The 17,590-nt window shown below is 68.6% G+C and carries 14 protein-coding genes; 3 read left to right on the top strand and 11 right to left on the bottom strand.

Annotated features, from left to right (window positions below; translation table 11 throughout):
* Positions 1–46 precede the first annotated feature (46 nt).
* Both ABH926_RS13240 and ABH926_RS13235 read right to left on the bottom strand, forming a co-directional pair.
* The gene (locus tag ABH926_RS13240) at positions 47–2,284 is read right to left on the bottom strand and encodes a hypothetical protein (protein ID WP_370365775.1); all 2,238 of its coding nucleotides are present in this window, start codon (positions 2,282–2,284) and stop codon (positions 47–49) included.
* A 425-nt stretch (positions 2,285–2,709) separates the two neighbouring features.
* The gene (locus ABH926_RS13235) at positions 2,710–3,483 is read right to left on the bottom strand and encodes a MerR family transcriptional regulator (protein ID WP_370365774.1); all 774 of its coding nucleotides are present in this window, start codon (positions 3,481–3,483) and stop codon (positions 2,710–2,712) included.
* 98 nt (positions 3,484–3,581) lie between these two features.
* On the opposite strand from ABH926_RS13235, the gene ABH926_RS13230 reads away from it, so the two are divergent.
* Positions 3,582–4,451 (top strand): recombinase family protein, encoded by an 870-nt coding sequence (locus ABH926_RS13230; RefSeq protein ID WP_370365773.1) that lies wholly within the window; start codon positions 3,582–3,584, stop codon positions 4,449–4,451.
* Between the two features lie 8 nt (positions 4,452–4,459).
* Entirely contained in the window at positions 4,460–5,398 is a 939-nt protein-coding gene (locus ABH926_RS13225) for a serine hydrolase domain-containing protein (protein ID WP_370365772.1), read from the top strand.
* Between the two features lie 141 nt (positions 5,399–5,539).
* Here the strand turns inward: ABH926_RS13225 and ABH926_RS13220 are convergent, their stop codons facing one another.
* Together ABH926_RS13220 and ABH926_RS13215 are read right to left on the bottom strand one after the other, a co-directional pair.
* On the bottom strand, positions 5,540–5,902 hold the full coding sequence (locus ABH926_RS13220) for a nuclear transport factor 2 family protein (protein WP_370365771.1): 363 nt from the start codon (positions 5,900–5,902) through the stop codon (positions 5,540–5,542).
* A 120-nt stretch (positions 5,903–6,022) separates the two neighbouring features.
* Positions 6,023–6,628: a DNA-binding response regulator gene (locus ABH926_RS13215; RefSeq protein ID WP_370365958.1), complete on the bottom strand. Its 606-nt coding sequence runs from the start codon at positions 6,626–6,628 to the stop codon at positions 6,023–6,025.
* 144 nt (positions 6,629–6,772) lie between these two features.
* Between ABH926_RS13215 and ABH926_RS13210 the strand changes: the two genes are divergently transcribed.
* Positions 6,773–7,795 carry a LuxR C-terminal-related transcriptional regulator gene (locus ABH926_RS13210; protein ID WP_370365770.1) on the top strand — a complete coding sequence of 341 codons (1,023 nt, stop codon included), beginning with the start codon at positions 6,773–6,775 and terminating at the stop codon, positions 7,793–7,795.
* Here the strand turns inward: ABH926_RS13210 and ABH926_RS13205 are convergent.
* The 7 genes from ABH926_RS13205 to ABH926_RS13175 form a co-directional block, all read right to left on the bottom strand.
* Positions 7,773–8,183, bottom strand: coding sequence for a hypothetical protein (locus ABH926_RS13205; protein ID WP_370365768.1), 411 nt, complete (start codon positions 8,181–8,183; stop codon positions 7,773–7,775). The two genes, ABH926_RS13210 and ABH926_RS13205, sit on opposite strands and share 23 nt — an antisense overlap.
* A gap of 310 nt (positions 8,184–8,493) precedes the next feature.
* Positions 8,494–11,349: a DUF5682 family protein gene (locus ABH926_RS13200; protein WP_370365767.1), complete on the bottom strand. Its 2,856-nt coding sequence runs from the start codon at positions 11,347–11,349 to the stop codon at positions 8,494–8,496.
* The gene (locus ABH926_RS13195) at positions 11,346–12,458 is read right to left on the bottom strand and encodes an AAA family ATPase (protein WP_370365766.1); all 1,113 of its coding nucleotides are present in this window, start codon (positions 12,456–12,458) and stop codon (positions 11,346–11,348) included. Before ABH926_RS13195 ends, ABH926_RS13200 begins: the two co-directional genes overlap by 4 nt.
* A gap of 12 nt (positions 12,459–12,470) precedes the next feature.
* On the bottom strand, positions 12,471–13,892 hold the full coding sequence (locus ABH926_RS13190; protein WP_370365765.1) for a VWA domain-containing protein: 1,422 nt from the start codon (positions 13,890–13,892) through the stop codon (positions 12,471–12,473).
* A 20-nt stretch (positions 13,893–13,912) separates the two neighbouring features.
* Positions 13,913–15,421, bottom strand: a complete 1,509-nt coding sequence (locus ABH926_RS13185) for a hypothetical protein (protein WP_370365764.1) — start codon at positions 15,419–15,421, stop codon at positions 13,913–13,915.
* Positions 15,421–15,897, bottom strand: coding sequence for a hypothetical protein (locus ABH926_RS13180; protein WP_370365957.1), 477 nt, complete (start codon positions 15,895–15,897; stop codon positions 15,421–15,423). The genes ABH926_RS13185 and ABH926_RS13180 overlap by 1 nt, the downstream gene beginning before the upstream one ends.
* A gap of 847 nt (positions 15,898–16,744) precedes the next feature.
* On the bottom strand, positions 16,745–17,578 hold the full coding sequence (locus ABH926_RS13175; RefSeq protein WP_370365763.1) for an enoyl-CoA hydratase/isomerase family protein: 834 nt from the start codon (positions 17,576–17,578) through the stop codon (positions 16,745–16,747).
* Positions 17,579–17,590 lie beyond the last annotated feature (12 nt).

Genomic DNA, 17,590 nt, shown 5'->3' with positions numbered 1-17,590 from the left:
GGACACGACCGTCCTTCAGCCTGCGTGAGCAGGCTTCACCAGAGCTCTAGTGCAGAGCCCTGAGCGCCGGCGTCCTCGGATGCTGGGGCGCAGCGAAGACCGGTCCGGTGGTGGCCCGGATCGGGCCTCCGCGCATCGCGAGGCCGCCGCCGACGGTCCACATGCCCTCGTCGAAGGCCTGGCCGTTGGTGGGGGCCTTGCCGACCGCGAGCAGCGCGACACCCTTGCCGTTCACGACTGAGCAGGAGATGTAGTCGCCGACCATGTAGCCCTGGCTGGTGCTGGCGATCTGCGCCATCGTCATCGGGCCGGCCACGGTCTGCGCGGCGCTCCACGTGGTGCCGCCGTCCGCGGAGGAGATGTAGCCCACTGACATCTGGCAGGTGGAGACGGTGCAGTTGGCGTTGGAGTAGGCGTAGTAGTACAGCCCGAGCTTCGCGGTGCTTCCGGAGGTGGCGTGGTCGACGCCCAGGCCCGGGATGAAGTGGTCGGTGCCGGAGGTGGTGGCGTCGATCGGGATCCGGGTGACGGCCGACCAGGTGGTGCCGTTGGTGGAGGTCGACATCACGATGTCGTTGCCGGGGCAGCCGGAGCGGAAGCGGCAGTCCTGCCAGGCCACGTAGACCTTGCCGGAGGCGTCGATCTCGGCGGAGGGCAGGCCGGAACCGTCACGCAGACTGCCGTTGGCGGTGTGCACCTGGACGCTGGAGATCGTGTTGACGCTGCCCCAACTGGAACCGCCATTGGTCGAGGTGAAGGCCTCGATCGCGGACCCGTTGGTCGAGAAGGGCACGATCACGGTGCCGTTGGGCTGCACCACCGGCTGCCCGCCGAGCCCGTCGGGGCTGCCGGACGGGTTCTTCGCGGCGCCCCAGGTCTGGCCGCCGTCGGTGGACGTCGCCATGAGTTCGGCGTTGCCGGCCGAGGTGTTGTCGGCCTCGATGTAGCAGTTCCCGTAGTAGGGGCTGGTGGACGTGTCGTCGCAGACGATCCACTGCTTGTCGTAGCCCTGGCCGTCGAAGCCGATCGCGTTGACCGGGTTGGTCCAGGTGGTGCCGCCGTTGGTGGACCGGTTCACCAGGATGCCCGCGGCGTTGCCGGAGGAGTCGATCGGCAGGCCGGCGACCATCCAGGTGTTGTGCTTGACGTCATAGGCGACCGAGGCGTCGGAGACCTGCGCGTAGCTGCCGCCCTGGTTCACCGTGATGCCGGGCAGGAAGCCGTTGGTCCAGGTGGTGCCGCCGTCGGTGGAGGTGGCCCAGCCCAGGTTCGAGGACCCGCCGCCGTAGACCCGGCCGACCTGGAACGCCGCGACGACCGTGTTCCCGTAGGCGAAGGTGTCCGGCTCGACCTCGGTCGCGTGCTGCGCGTCGGTGTCGGTATACGGGTCGGTGGAGACCTTCTGCAGCGTCGGCCCGCCGGTCCCGTTCACCGTCAGGGTGAACGTGGTCGTGTGGGTGGCCGAGGCGCCGGCCCCGGTGATCGTGATCGGGTAGCTGCCGCTCGGCGTGCTGGAGGAGGTGGCGACTGTCAGCGTCGAGGACCCGCCGGCGGTGATCGGGTTCGCCGAGAACGACGCCGACGCGCCGGACGGCAGCCCGGACGCGGACAGCGTCACGCTCTGCGCGCTGCCGGACGTGACCGCGGTGGAGATCGTCGAGGTCGCCGACGAACCGGCGTTGACGCTCGCCGACGCGGGGCTGTCAGTGATCGAGAAGTCGTTGCTCGGAACGCCGCCGGACAGCGTGACGTCGTCGTACAACGTGTACGTCGGGTCACCCGGGTAGTTGTCGTCCTTGCTGGTCAGGGTGAGCGTGTAGTTGTCGTTGGCGGTCAGCGTCTTGGTGACCTGCTTCCACCCCGACGACGGGTTCACACAGGTCTTCGGCAGCACCGTGGTCGTGGTGTTGGTGGTGGTGTCCTTGAGCGTCGCGGTGGCCCAGTCGTACTGGACCGTGTCCGGGCACACCACGTCGTACCAGAACGACAGCGACGGACTGGTCGCCGGCGCGGTGAAGGACTGTGTGATCGAGGACGTGTTACTCGGGTTGGTCGAACCGACCATCGCGGCATACGTACCGGAGTGCGGGTTTGTGGTGGTCACCGAAGTGACACCGGAGGTGGTCCAGCCGGAGAGGTTCCCGGCCTCGAAGCCGCCGTTGGTGATCGACGTGGCGGCCTGCGCCGGTGCGCTCAGGGCCGCGGTGCCGAGGAACGTCAGCCCGACCGCGGCGACGACCGCCAGCAGTCTGTTCCTCAGGGGGCGTGGGGAATGATGGCGCAAGGTGACTCCCGATGTGAGGCCGGGTGGATCCACACCCGGCTGCGGATGGCACGGGGTGCACGCGGGGTTGGGTAACGCCGGGGCGGAGGTTTTCTCCGGCCCCTGACACCCTGCGGTGGGATCCGATCATCAATTGGAGACACGGGTCTTGGCCGGCACAGAGTCCCGATTGGGAACCCAAGTTGAGGCCAGGGCACAGCTTCGCAGCCTGCGACAAGGTGGCACCCCTTTCGACTGCACTGGCGGATGGGGCGTTGCCGGTTCCACAACCGCGCAAAATGTCGCGGGCACGGCGGATGTTAGGTATGGCCAACTACAGAGTCAAGGTTCTGCTAACACCCGATATCTACGGAGTCGATAGTAGATGTGCGCAGCAGGAAACCTGATCAGTGCTCGCCGATGAAGGTGTCACTCGCCTCACGCCGCTAGAGCGCGAAGACCTCAGCCAGCAGCGCGGCGCCGGCCTCGGGCGCGCGGACTTCGAGATGCAGATCCGGCCCATCGAAGTGCAGCCGGAAGTCAAAGAAGGCGCAGCACTGCTGCTCGGCCGCAGCCAGGCCGGCAACCGCCACGGCACGTTCGACCGGCAGCGTCAGCCGCAGCCCTTCGGGGATCGCCACGCGTGCCGCGCCGTCGAGGACGTCCCGCCACTGCGCTACCCGTTCCCGCAGGCCGCCGCCGGACAGGGTGCACGCCACCGGGGCCTCGCGCCAACGCTCAGCCTCGGCGTGCGCGGCATGCCTGTCGGTGAACAGCGGCACCGGGACGCTCGTCGTAGGCGCCGCAGCCGGAGCCGGCGCCAGGAACGCGCACAGCGGATCGCAGGGCTCATCGCGATCCGGCAGCGCGTCCAGATGGGCCAGCGCCCCGCGCAGCGTGGTGGTGAACGCGGCCAGCTCGGCCACACGCAGCTCGGCCTCATCAAGGCGATGGGCGATCCGGGGCCGCAGGTCGGCCTTGACCTCGGCACAAGCCCCGGACTCCCACACCGCCAACAGCTCTGCGATCTCCTCCAGCGGCAGACCCAGGTGCTTCGCGGCGTCGATGAACTCCAAGCGAAGCACCGCATCCTCGCCGTAGACGCGGTAGCCGGAATCGGTCCGGCCCGCCGGCAGCAGGCCGGAGGACTCGTAGAAGCGCAGCGTGGTGGCCGGTACGCCGGTGCGTTCGGCCAGCTGGGAGATGCGCATCGTGCTCATGTCTCGACCGTAGACCTTCGACTCGACTCGAAGGTCAAGCGGCGGCCTTGTAGAATTGTGAGAGATAATTATGCGAGACTCGCTCTATGGTAGTGCCCGTGGAGCAGACAGCGTTGGCCGTGGAGCGATTCGCCTGTCCGACGTGCGCGACACCGGCCGGATCTCCTTGCCGAACACGAAGCGGCAACGTCGCGGTCAGCTATCACACGACCCGCTTCATCCTGGTCCCCGCTCTTGGCGAGGTGGCGGAAGTCCGTACACCTGCGGACAGGGGCGCAGGCCAGGCGTGGACGCCGATGCGCGCACCGGTACCTGTACGAATCGGCTACGCGTACGCGCCAGACGCCAGCACGGATATCAGCGATCACCTGTCCGACTTGGAAGTCGACGCCGGCTGCGCTCGGACGTTCCTCGACGTCGTCGGCCCCATGGTCAAGGCCCGGCCCGAATTGAACCGGGCCATTGAGTTAGCTGCCGAACAGCGGCACTGTGCCGAGAACCAGCCAGTTGTCTTCACCGTCTACGACCTCGCTGATCTCGCCCGCAACGCGGCTGAGCTGATCGACGTGTCCCGGGCGTTGCGGGCCGCCGATGTACACCTGGAACTACGCACCGGACAGTTGGCCGGAGTCCACGACCCGAACGGCGTCGGCTCGACGTTCTTCACCGTGCTGGACGCGGCGGGTGAGTTGGAGCACCGGGATCGCCGTCAGCGGATCGAGGCTGGACAGAAGGCAGCCGGCGACCGGGGAAGGCACGCCGGGCGCCCGAAGGTGTTCGATGACGCGATGCTGTCTCAGGCCCGAACACTCCGCGCCGAGGGCGTGCCGGTACCGGAGATCGCCAGCAGGCTCACCATCTCGACGGGCAAGAACGCCGGGCGCCACCCATCGCTGGCGTCTGTGTATAGGGCGCTGTCCGAGGTCGACCCGACGGCCGACGTCCAACTACGAGAGGGTCTTTCGTGAATTGGCGAATGCGGGCCGCGCAGCAACTGGTCGATGGCCTGCATACGCCTCCCCGATTGCCCGAAATAGCAGCCGTCTGCGCCGTCGCCGCCGACCACGAAGCGTTCTCCGTCCACCTGAGCGATGGCTGTCCCGTCGACGGACGCTTCGAGATCGGCTCGATCACGAAGACCATGACGGGAATCCTTCTGGCCTCTCTCGCCGACGACGGCATCGTCCACCTGGACGACGAGATAGGGCGCTGGCTCGACGCCGGCGACAACGCGGACATCACCCTGGCGCAGCTGGCGACCCACACCTCAGGACTGCCCCGGCTATCACCCAGCCATGTTCCAGGCGCGCCGGATCCCTACGCGTTCCTGACGGCGGACGTCGCCGAAGCGGAGCTGCGCGCAGCCCCGCGCAAACCCCGCGGAGTGGAGCACGACTACTCGAACTTCGGCTTCCAAATACTGGGGCTGGTCCTTGAGCGGGCAGATGGCACCGCCTTCGCGGACCTTCTTGAGCGCCGGATTCTCCGACCGCTCGGTATGGCGTGTTCAGGGATCCCCGGCCACGGCGGCGGGGCCGGAATCACGGGCTACGCACACGGCGCACCGGCAGAACGCTGGAGCCACCATCTCTGGGGCGCCGGCGGTGTCGAAGCAAGCGCCGAGGACATGGCTCGCTACGTGATGGCCTGCCTGAACCCGCCGGACTCACCAGTCGGCTGGGCCATCAGCCAGGCCCAAGAACCCCGCTTCGAGATCGACCCGCTCCGCTCGTCCGGCCTGGGATGGCCCATCGGCCCTCCCGGCTACCTCGGGCACGACGGCGGTACCGCCGGGTTCCGTTCGATGCTCGGGATCAACAGATCCGCGCAGCGGGCAGCGGCCGTATTCGTGAACGTCCAGGAAGCTCGCGGGCTGGCCCCGGCCGTGCGTCACGCGCTGGATGCAGACTCCTGAGGCGCGTCGGCCACGCGGGTCACACGCCGACACCGCAATCGCTGATGCTCCGGATCAACCTGACGCTATAGAGGAATATTCGGCCGCGCGTCTTGGAGCACGACTGGACCGCGGATCCCGTCCGCGGTCCACACCCGGCTGCTACGCGGGCACCTTGTCCAGGAACCCGTAGACGCTCGCGATCCGCCCGTCCGAGTCGATGACCGCGACGTCGAAGCCGACGACCGGGGCCTCGACGCCGGCCGGCCCGAGCTCCCACGTGAAGCGCACGATGTCGTGGTGCGCGTCGGACGTCCCGAGCTGGCGGAAGGTGAAGCCCGGGAACTGTCCTTGCGCGGCCGCGACCAGCGCGTCGATGGCGTCGTGGCCGGCCACCGCCGCCAGCGGGTCGGTGTAGGTGGCGCCGGCGGCGAAGACCTCCTCGATCGCCGCGCGGCGGATCGCCGGGTCCTGCTCGTTCCAGATGCCGAGGTAACGGGTCACGGTCTCGTTGATGTCGCTCATGGTCCACCGATTCCTGATGCTTGATCCGAACTGCGGTACGCCCACGAGTCTGGCGTCGGCCGGGTCCAGTGCGTCAGTGCACGTGATCACGTATTGGGCATGAGATTCTCATGCTCCAGGTCAGATCCAGTCAGCGGCCCGGGCTATCCGCACCGCGTCCGTGGTGTTCCGCGCATCGAGCTTCAGCACGATCGACGTCAGGTAATTGCGCACCGTCCCGGTCGACAGGTGCAGCCGCGCCGCGACGTCCTTGGGCCCGGCGCCGTCCTCCACGAGCCGCAGCACCTCGCCCTCCCGCACGGTCAGCGGGCACGGCGGCAGGTTCAGCGTCGCCGCCGCCAGCTTCGGATCGATGACCCGCTCGCCGGCCGCGACGCGCCGGATCGCCTCGGCGAGCCGCTCCGGCGGCGCGTCCTTGAGCAGGAATCCGTCGACCTCGGCAGCGATCGCACGCCGCAACACCCCCGGCCGGCTGTGACCGGTGAGGATCAGGGTTCGACAACTCGGAAGCCGCTGCCGGATCGCGGTCGCCGCCGCGAGCCCGTCGCAGCCCGGCAGGTCGTAGTCCACCACCGCCACGTCGGGCCGGTGTTCGAGGGCGGCGGGCAGCACCGCGTCCCCCGTCGCGGCCTCCGCCACCACCGCGAGATCCGGCTCGTCCGCCAGCAGCGCGACCAACGCGCCTCTGACCATGTGCATGTCCTCGGCCAGCAGGATCCGTAGCACCCCCATACCGCCCCCTCCAGCGACCTGGCGTCCAGATGATCAGCGTAGCGACGGAGTACCGACTGGGAGATCTCGCGACGACAGGCTTCGATCATCGGCATGTGTAAGATCACCCTCGGTCTCACCGGGGAGGAAGCGTTTCTGATGACGGAGATCCCCACGACGACTTCCGCCGGCCTGGGCCTGCTCGGCCTCGGCGACGACTCGGCGAGCGTCTACCAGGAGATGCTCAGGGCGCCGGCCGACAGCGCGACCGGAATAGCCCACAGACTCGGCTGGGACGAGCCCCGGACCCTCGCGGCCCTGGCCGAACTCGAACGGCTGGAACTGGTCCGACCCTCCTGGCAGACGCCGGGCGCACTGCGGGCGGTGGAGCCCGGCGTCGGACTGGCCGCACTCCTGTCCCGGCAGGAGGCCGAGCTCCAGCGCCGGCGCGAGGCCGTCGAGGCCGGCCGCCTGGTCGTCCAGGACGTGGTCACGCAGTTCAGCGACACCCGCCAGTGGGTGAACGTCGAGGTCCTGACCGGCCTGGACGCCATCCGGCTCAGAATCCAGTCCCTGGCGGCCGAGTGCCGCACCGAGCTGGCCGGCATGGCGCCCGGCGGCCCGCAGAGCGCGGCCACCATGGCCGCCAGCAAGCCCCTGGATCAGGCGTTGCTCGAACGCGGGCTCCAAATGCGGAGCCTGTACCTGGACAGCATCGTCAACGACCCCGCGAACCTGGAATACATCCGCTGGCTCGCCAAAGCCGGCGGCAACGTCCGGACCACAGCGACGCTCCCGTTCCGGATGCAGATCTACGACCGCCGCCTGGCCGTCGTACCGGTGGACCCGAACACCCCCGGATCCGGCGCCCTCCTGGTCCGCAGCCCCAGCCTGGTGAGCGCCCTGTGCGCCCTCTTCGACCACGCCTGGACGACCGCGCAGCCCTTCGGCGAACGCCCCGAACCCAGCGACCAAGAGCTGACGGCGCAAGAACTGGCGGTACTGAGGCTGTTGGCCCAGGGCCACGCCGACGAGTCGATCGCCCGCCGCCTCGGCGTATCGGTACGCACCTCGCGCCGCATCACCGCCGCCCTGATGACGCACCTCAACGCGAGCAGCCGGTTCCAGGCCGGCGCCATGGCCGCGCTCCGCGGCCTGATCAACGCCGATGATCTGGTCTGAACCCGAAACCGAGCCACCCGAGCCGTTCACGAAACCAGCGGTACGCCCGATAAGGCCGATCCCGTGGCTCACTCGCGGCCAGCAGAACACCGCAGAACGCCCCGACAATCCGGGCGGCCAGCACCGGCCATGAACCCCCCAGCCCCTTTCCGACGGCATTGGTGGACACCACGAAAATCGTTTGGGCCGCGGCGAGAACGGCATTCACGACCGATAGCGGCAGGGCTGCCCGATCGTGCCTGAACGCCTCGGGAAAGGCCGTCGCCAGTCCGACCGCGCTGGCAGCCTCAAGCCCGAGCCACGTCGGCGGCCAGTGCAGCACCGACAGCACGTCGGGCAACCGGAGCACCAGATAGCCCAGCCACGCGACGGTGGCCAGGGCTGCCACCGCGAAGGTCCTCGACACCCGCGGCCCGGACCGTGCTGCGGCGGCGATGGGGGTCGCTGTCGATGTCGATGCTGATGCCGGTATCACCGTCGGTATCGCTATCGGCGTCGGTCCAGCCGGTACATATGTCCTCATGAATTCCGGCAGAGTTTCGGACATCAGCGAAGTCATCAGAATCAGGCCCCCTTCGATGGCAGGGCATCTGCGACGCCCTGCTAATCGGATCGTGATTCGAACCTATTCGCCACTCCCCCGCCGACTCCACGACTTCCGCTTGCAGGACACTGCCGCGACAGCAACATGACAGCCCCTACCCGCCAAGCCCGGCCCGCTCAGCCAACGCCATCGCAGTGTCCGGATACCGCCTCACGATCTCCAGCCCGCCCTGCGCCGCCCCGCCGCCGACGCTCCACTCCCCCTCGCAGCCCAGCAGCCCGGCCACCGCGTCGCACGTCGCCGGGTACGCCTGGAGCAGCTCAGCAACCGGCCCGCCCGAATCACGACGAGCCGCACGCCGCTGGGACACCACCGCCGGATCGGCGGCCTCCCCCTTCCAGGGCGCCACCCAAGCGTCCAGGACGTCGAGCCGTGCCGGGAACACCCGTCCGGCCTCCCGCACCAACAAGGACGCGAGGTCCGCACCGCTCTTCCGCAACGCCGTGATCAGGGACGGCAGCCACGGCAGCAGAACGCTGTCCGGCAGCCGTCCGAACGCGTTGGACACAGCCTCGACGACGAAGTCCACCAACCCCGGCACCGGCTCCAGCGCGTGGACCAGCCCACTGATATAGCGCGGATAGGCCGGCAACACGAGCGGGTTGCCCAGCAACTCCTCACACCTGTCTCGCAACTCGCCACGGGACAGAGTTCCCAGCTGCACCCGCGCCGCCCAGAACAGCGCGATCTTCTCCGCCTCCTCCGGATGCGCCTGCGCGACGGCGAGTTCCAACTGCGAGCGATCGCAGCCCAATGACAGCGCCAAGCTCTCCATGCTGAACAGGAAGCCCAGCATGGCCGCCACCTGCCGCACGCCGACGTCATCGGAGGCGAACGCCGTGGGCAGCAGCGTGCAGTAGTGCGCATAGCCGGTCTTGACGAACGTCTCGATCCACCCCGGCAACACCGGTTCCGTGGTCCGGTAGAAGGCCAGCAGCCGCCGTATCCGCCGCAGCACCTCCGGGGCGTCGTCGACCGAGCGCTCAGCCGACAGAACCTGTAGCGCGCGGGTGCCGAGTTCGTCCGCGAGGCGGTGACTGCCGAGATAGAGCAGCGCGTCTTCGACGGCTTCCAAGACGACGGCAGCCGTGGCCTGCGGACTGTTGGCCTTGCGCCGGAGCCGCTGCTCAAGCACCTGCTCGACACTCACGCCCTCGTAACCCAGCTCGATCAGGGCCCGTTGATGGGTGCCGATCGCCAGGTCCCAGGACTCCTGGAGGGACCGCTCGCCCAGCTTGCGCTCGCCCATGATGGGCCGGGCGGCACCGTCCGGGAGCAGACGGCGCAGCATCCACAGCACGTCCGAGCACTGAGCGAGCGCCGGTTGGCCGGCGATGTCGAGCAGCGCCCGCTTCACGCCACGCTGCTCCAGGTTCAGCCGCAACGGGGCGAGCCGGTCATGGACGTCACGGGCCAACGGTGGGAGCGCGTCGTAACCGACCTGGCCGACGCGGTCGCCGCCCATCATCGTCTCGACGAGCCGCCGCACGTCCCGGCGCCCCGGGACCGAGTCCTTCTCGATGCACGTGACGGCCGCGTCCTGGAAGTCGTACGGCGTGGGCTTGGCACGGTCGCGCATGCCGGCGAGCAGAATCGACGTCTCGAACACCGCGATCGCGTCGGCCGTGGAAGCCAGATAGCCGTTGCGGCGCGCGGACCGCACGATGTCGACCGACCAGCCGAGCAGTTCAGCCTCGTCGAGCCGGTCCAGCACCGGCGGCCGCCGCAGGAAGCCCGACAGCCGGTCCGAGGGCCCCGTCGCGGGAACCGGGGCCGGGACCGCGGCGGAAGCCACGGCCTTCTTGGCCTTCTTGGGCTTGGCGGCCGTCTTCTTCACCCCGGCCTGTCCCTCAAGGCGGAACGGCTTGACGCCGGTCCGCTTGAGGTTCGTGCCCCACGTCGTCGCCGCTATGGACACCGAGCCGGGGGCAAGCCCGAACTGGGCCTCGATCGCCGCATGGCTGGACGGGATCAAGCCGTGGCGCCACTTGGTGGCGGACCGCGGTGTGATCTCGAAAGTGTCGGTGCCTTCGACACCGAACTCCGCGACGCGACTGGCGGCGTGGAAGGCCCCACAGACGTACAGACTGTCCGCCGGGTCGGTCCCGGTCGCGGTCAGGTGTTCGCGAATACGGGTCCACATATAGCGTTCGCGGTCTTCGTCGACGCGGACACGGTGCGGGTCGCCGGGTGCCAGCCGCCGGAACAGGCTGCCGATCAGCAGCATGACCTGTCGGTAGGTGTCGTGATCGGCGTCCCCGAGCGGCGTCTCGACGTACTGGTGCCACCACTCCGACCAATGCCGGACCCGGCCGTGCCGCAGCAGATGCTCCTCCAGCTCGGCGAAGCGCGGCCGGAGGTCGCCGATCTCGACGCCGACCGCGTCGCCGTGCAGACCGGCCTCCTCAGAAGGCTCGGCTGGATCGGCGGCACCATCGGCACCATCGGTGCCAGAGCTCCGAGGATCCCACTGGAAGACGTGATCGGAGGACCAGTCCACCAGCACGATCTCCACGCCCGGAGTCTCGAGGGCGTAGGCAATGGCCTGATATTCCGCCGAAGCCTCGGTGATCGGCGCGATCACCGACAGCGGAGCCCAGTCCAGCGGGAAGCCGTCGACCTCGCTCGCGAACGCCTGCACCGCGACCGGGAGCTTGCAGTTGCGCAGCTCCGACAGCAGCGGAGCCATGTCCTCGCACAACTCCAGGTAGATCGCCTTCGGCTGCTTCTCCTGGAGGCGCCGCGCCATGGCGATGGCGGAAGCCGGCGAGTGGTGACAGACCGGGAAGATCTCCAGCGGCTCACGCACCGCGCGGTCCACGTCGTCGACGATGCCGAGCAGGATGCCCTCCAGCGCGTCCGGGCCGTCGGCGAATCGGGTCGCGGCCTCCTGCAACTGGCTTCTCAGCGCGTCAAAGGGCGCTGCGACACTCTTGCCCGCGGCGCTCACGACAACACCGCGATCGCGTCGCGGCCGCCCTCCAGGAACTCCGGCCACTCGCCGCCGTCCTTCTTGCTGCGCGGCTCCACGACTCCGTGCAGGTACTTGTTCATGATGGCCAGGTCCTCCGGGTCGCGCCGGGCCAGCGACCCGACCAGCGAGGACGCCAGTGTGCGAGCACTGAGATCCTGTGCCCCGAAGAAGTTGCTGTGCAGGATCGCGTCCTCCAGCACGCCGATCTGCTCGGCCGTGGACAGCGCCGACTCCAGCTTCTCGTCGTCGCTGGCAGCGCTCGCGGCGGCGGCGCGCAGATCGGCGAAGCTCTGCAACAGCACATCCAGCAGCGACGGCGGGACGTCGAGCTCGATCTGGTGCCGGCGCAGCAGTTCCTCGGTGCGGAACCGGACGATCTCCGCCTCGCTCTTCTTGTTGGTGACCACCGGGATGCGCACGAAGTTGAAGCGGCGCTTCAGCGCGGAGGAGAGGTCGTTGACGCCGCGGTCCCGGCTGTTGGCGGTGGCGATGATCGAGAAGCCGGGCTTGGCGAAGACGATGCCGTCGTCGTCGAGCTCGGGCACCGAGATGTACTTCTCGGACAGGATCGAGATCAGCGCGTCCTGCACGTCGGAGGTGGACCGGGTCAGCTCCTCGAACCGGCCGATCACGCCGCCCTCCATCGCGGTCATGATCGGCGAGGGGATCATCGACTCCCGGGACTGGCCCTTGGCGATCACCATCGAGACGTTCCACGAGTACTTGATGTGGTCCTCGGTGGTGCCGGCGGTGCCCTGCACGACCAGCGTCGAATCGCGGCTGATCGCCGCGGCCAGCAGCTCGGCCAGCCAGCTCTTGCCGGTACCCGGGTCGCCGATCAGCAGCAGACCGCGGTCGGAGGCCAGGGTGACGATGGCCCGCTCGACGATGGCACGCTCGCCGAACCACTTCTGCGGGATCTCCCGATCCAGGCCGTCGGAGCGCTCGGAACCCAAAACAAAGAGCCGGACCATCTTCGGCGACAGCCGCCAGTTGAACGGCTTGGGGCCGTCGTCGACCGACTCCAGCCAGTCCAGTTCCTCGGCGTACTTCAGTTCGGCTGGGGCGCGCAGCAGATCGGACATATCAGGGTTCTCCTAAGCCAGAAAAGTCTTGAGTTCGTGGACGAGCTTGCTGATGTGGCCGGAGATCACCGGCGTACCGAGGTCCTTGAAGCGTTCGCGGAACCAGGGGTTGACCTCCTGGCGACCGGAACTGGTCACCGAGCCGACCGGGATGAACCTCACCCCGGAGCGGTACACCTCGCAGATCGCGTCGAACAGCGGCTGGGAGCGGTCGAACTCGTAGAAGTCGGAGATCCACACCAGACAGGTACTACGCGGCTCGGCGATCTTCGGCCGCGCCATGGCCATCGCGACCGGCCCGTCGTTGCCGCCGCCGAGGTTGGTGCGCAGCAGCATCTCGAACGGGTCGCTGACCCAGGGCGTGAGATCGACCGCCCGGGTGTCGTAGGCGATCAAGTGCACATCCACCTTCGGCAGCCCGGCGAAGATCGAGGCCAGAATGGTGCAGTTCACCATGGAGTCGGTCATCGACCCGGACTGGTCCACCACCACGATCAGCCGCTGCGGCGTAGTCCTGCGCGCGGTGTGCCGATAGTAGAGGTGATCGACGTAGAGCCGTTCCTCCTCGGGGCTCCAGTTGGTCAGGTTCTTCCAGATGGTCCGATCCAGATCAAGGTTCCGGAACACGCGCTTGGGCGGCACCGACCGGTCCAGCGCGCCGACCGAGCTCTTCTCCACCTCGGTACGCAGCACCTCGGCGACCTCGTCGATGTACCGGCGAATCAGGGCCTTGGCGTTCGCCAGGGCCAGGCCCGACAGATTGCCCTTGTCCCGCAGCAGCTGTTCGACCAGCGACATGCTCGGCGTCAGCCGCGCGGCCAGGTGCGGGTCGGCCAGGACCTCGCGCAGACGCATGCGGCTGACCAGGTCGGCTTCGAGGTCGCCGAGCTCGGAGCCGATCGCCGGGATGAGGTTCGACAGGTCCGGGACGCCCGCGCCGGCTCCGGCTCCAGACGGGACGCCGCCGTGCATCGCACCCACGCCGGGGCCACCCGAGCGCAGGCCGCCGGGCGGGCAGCCGAACGCGCGCTCCAGCCAGCCGGCGTCGGACTGCCATCGTGAAAGCTGTTCGGCGGACACCGATCCACTGCCCGTGGCGAACACGTTGAGCAGGATCTTCGACACGAGCGCGGCTCGGCGGACCTCGGCGGCGCGGTCACGGGGCCCGACCTCGTCCTCGTCTTCGCCCACCATCAAACCGTCGAACTCCGCGGCCAACTCGGGATGCCGCTGGACGACGGAGTCCACGCTGGTCCGCTGGTCCAGCAGCTCACGCGGCAGACCGATGTCGGTCACGACGGCGGCGCTGGACGACTCGAGCGCGGCCTGCTCTTCGTGATCGAACAGCCGCGCCAGCAAGCGCCAGTAGAGGACCTGGCGACGGTTCTCCTGGAAGTCGACCTCGCTCATCGACTCCCTCATCGGCTCGCTCATTGACTCGCTCATCGACTGAGTCATTTGCGCAGCAGCCTTCCGGCTCGCTCACGCAAAACCGTGACCGCCTCGGCCGCAGCCTTCTCGGCCTGGACGCCTTCCTTGTCCGCGGTGCCGCCGGCCCATGCCCCGGCGTGGACCGCGGTGGCCTTCTTCTTGACCGTGGCTTCCACGGCCAGGGGCTGGAGGGTGAACGCCCCGGCGTCCCAGCGCACCAGCCCGATGCAGGAGGTCGACGCCCAGACCATCTCCGGCGTCAGGGGACTCGCCGAGGGGATGCGGTCGGTGTCCACAACGAGCCGGCCGCCGGCAAGCTCCAGCACACCATCAGCGACCTTGTAGCCCTCAAGGAATACGAGCTCTGCAATCCGCGCCGGATGGCGGGCCAGCGGCGCAGTGAACGCGGCAGTGGCGGTCGGCAGGACAAGGCGGGCCGCAGCGAAGGGGTCGGCCGGCTCACTTCTGCGGGCCTTGTCGTCGGACCAGCGGAGGTCGCCCTCCGCGGTGATCGGCATGTCGACGAGGTCCATGGCACGGCCCTCACTGAAGGCCGCGATGAGCGACATGTGCGGACGCAGCAACTGCCACACGCCCATCCCGACGACGGTATCCGGCTTCGGCGCCGCAACGCTGGCCCGGACCAGCCGCGGGGCGCCGCCGTCGGCGGGTTCGAGGACGGCGTGGATCTGGGCTTGAACGGCGGTCGCGTGCTCGTTCAGATCGACGCCCAGCGGGAGGAGGCGACCGGTGACCGTGGCAGCCGTGCTGCTCGCGCCCGCAGCGGCTGCTACGTCGGCTCCGCTCGCACCGCTCACGCTCGTACCGGCCGCGCTCGCACCGTTCACGCTCCCACCGTTCGTGCTCGCACCGGTCGCGCCCCCACCAGTCGTGATGCGCGATCCGGCCGCCGCGCCGGGCTGTGTCAGCAGCATCGCCCGGGACCACAGATCGGCCCAGCGCCGTACCGGAACCCGCTCCAGCGTCGCACCGGGGCACGAGGCCGCGAGCTCGGCCGCGAAGCCGTCGAGCAGCGTCGCCAACCGGCGCAGGCCGGTGTCCGGAAGCATCACACTCACCACCGGCGCCGCGCCGGCGACCAGTTCGTGGTCCATGCCGTGCCATCCAGCCCGCGCCACGTCAGCGAGCCACGACCGCGCCGCAGCGAGCAGATTCGCAGGCTGCTGCGCCACCTCGCCACCGTCCGGCCACGCCCCCCGCGTCCGCCCCGTCACCTCGTCAAGCCGCGCCACCAGCGCGTCATGGACCGACCCGAGGATCGCGACCCGCGCACCCGCCAAGGCAACCAGGTGATCCTCCCCCGCCGCCCCAGCCGCAGCCTTCTCCGCCGCCTCAGCCACCAGCGAGCCAAGCGGCGTTCCCCCAACGGCGTCGGCAAGAGCGGCCAACGCGGCATCCGCCCCGGCCCGCGGCCGCAGCAGCCCGCCAGCCAGCACCCGATCGAAGCCGTCCACCACGGCCAGGGCCTCAGCACACCCGGCAATAGGCTCGCCCAGAAGATCGGCGCGCATCACGCAGCCACCCTCGACGGCGCGAACCACTGCATCTCCGGAAGCGGCTCCGTAGTCGGCTCCAACTCCAGATACGCGAGATGCCGCAGGAAGCGGCTGAACACCTGTGCCGCCGGCTTCGCGGCCGACGCCGAAGGCCCCGCCTGATCCATCAGGAACCTGATGGCAGTCGCATTCGGCGCCATAGAGCCGAGGTCTATGCGCAGATACCGGGCCACACGCTGGCCGCCGTACTGCACCACCGCCTCACCGATCATCGCATCGATGTGCTTGCAGAACGCCCCGCGGGCGCCCCCGCACGGCCGGTTGTTGTTAGTGCTGCACGCGAACGCAAAATCGCCCGCCTCAACCGAGGAGACATACACCCGCTCGATATCCGAGCCACTGGAGACCACCCCCTGCAACCGACCATCGGCCAGCTCCACAAACGGCACCTTCGCCAGCTTCCGCGGCCGCGCGGCTGGCAGCACCCGCATGCCGCTGAGCTCTTCCCACTCTGACAAAGCCCGAATCTCCTCACATGCAGGGGGTGTTCCGCCGGCAACTGCGGCAGCGCGAGTGAACCTACTAGCGCGTGGTGACAGGAGAGGGACGCCCGGGGCGAGGAAAGCGATCATGCCGAGGAGTTCTGGCTGCCGTGACTCAGAGCGCACCATCGTCTGCCCGGGTCGTTAGCCTCTGCCGCCATCTGGCACGTTCGTGAGCCCTCGGGCTGCTCCCCGCTTAGAGCTCTTGCTGTCGCCACCACCGCTGGCGCTAGGTGTGACCATCCTGGCGGTGCCATGGGTAGGATTCGAACCTACGTACCCACATCCGGAGTGGATCAAAGGTTCGACTCATCTGCGCATCTCAGAGGGCTTCGAGGTACCGTGAGTGCGGCTTCTCCATCTGGCACAGGTCGGGCAGCCAGTGAACTGCGGCGCGTTCTGGAGCAGTTCGACGTCGGCGTCGTGGTGCGCAGGATGGAGGTCGGGTTCGGCCGGCTGCCGGCCTACACCCGGTTCGAGTGGCCCGTGGATCGGACCGACGTGATGCGATGGAACGTCGACCTCCTACTGCGCTGGATAGTCAACGGGATCCCGCCGGACGGCTATCTGCGATCCGAGCTCCATGAGTTCCTGCGCGCCCGCGCTGTCGCAGGCCAGCCGATCGAGGACAGCATCCAGGTCTACCGCCGCGGTGCGCGCATGTTCTGGGAGGCAATGCTCGATCTGGCCGTTGACCAGGACCGTGCGGTGCTCCTCGCGGAGGCGGACATGGTCTGGGGCTGCCTGAAGGACTATCGCTTCACGCCGGAGGAGTCGGCCATCGACAAGGGCACGCTCAGGCCCTCAGACGCAGCCTTCCGATGGCAGTGCCGAGGTCGGTCTCGATACCGTCGGGCTGCTGCAGTCCCTTGTCGAAGAGCATCCGGATGAAGGGGCGGTTCTCCGGTCGGCCGGCAGTGGCGAAGTAGGCCGCGAGTCCGCGTGCGAACTCCTCGTCATCGGGCAGCGTGGCCATGTCGACCAGCTGCTTGATGCCGGTGACGGCGACCTTCTCGAAGGACGCGATCCTGCGGGCGAACGCGTCGGTGAACTCCTCGATCTGCGCGTCTGGCACGAGTCGGTTCACGTAGCCGTAGTCGGCGGCGAGGGCTGCGGGGATGTCGTCGCCGCCGAGCAGGATCTCCAGGGCGCGGCCGCGGCCGACGAGGCGGCCGAGGCGGGCCATGGGACCGCCGCCGGGAACGGTGCCCACCCCGATTTCGAACTGGCCCAAGGTCGCTTGTTCGGATGCGAATCGGATATCGGTGGCGAGCACGAATTCGCTGCCGGCGCCGCGGGTGCGACCGCGGATCTCGGAGATGGTGGCCAGCGGTAGCCGGCTGAGCCGTACGAAATTGTCCACGTACGGGTTCAGCCCCGTGGGGCCAGGCTGCATGCCCAGCACGCGCGCGCTGTCGGATGCGAAGTCCCAGTGGGCCATGAAGTAGCCGGGCTTCTCGCTGCGGAAGACCGCGACCGTCAGGTCCGGATCGTTTTCCATTCGGCCGACGAGTTCGGCGAGTTGCTCGACGCTGTCAGGATCCAACAGGTTGACGGGGCCGTTGTCGAAGGTCACCCGCCAATAGGAGCTGGAGACTTCGTCAACATGAAAATGTTCTGTTTCATTCATTGCTCCACGATT

The organism is Catenulispora sp. GP43 (assembly GCF_041260665.1).
Lineage (GTDB): Bacteria > Actinomycetota > Actinomycetes > Streptomycetales > Catenulisporaceae > Catenulispora.
This window is presented reverse-complemented; position numbering and strand designations above follow the sequence as displayed.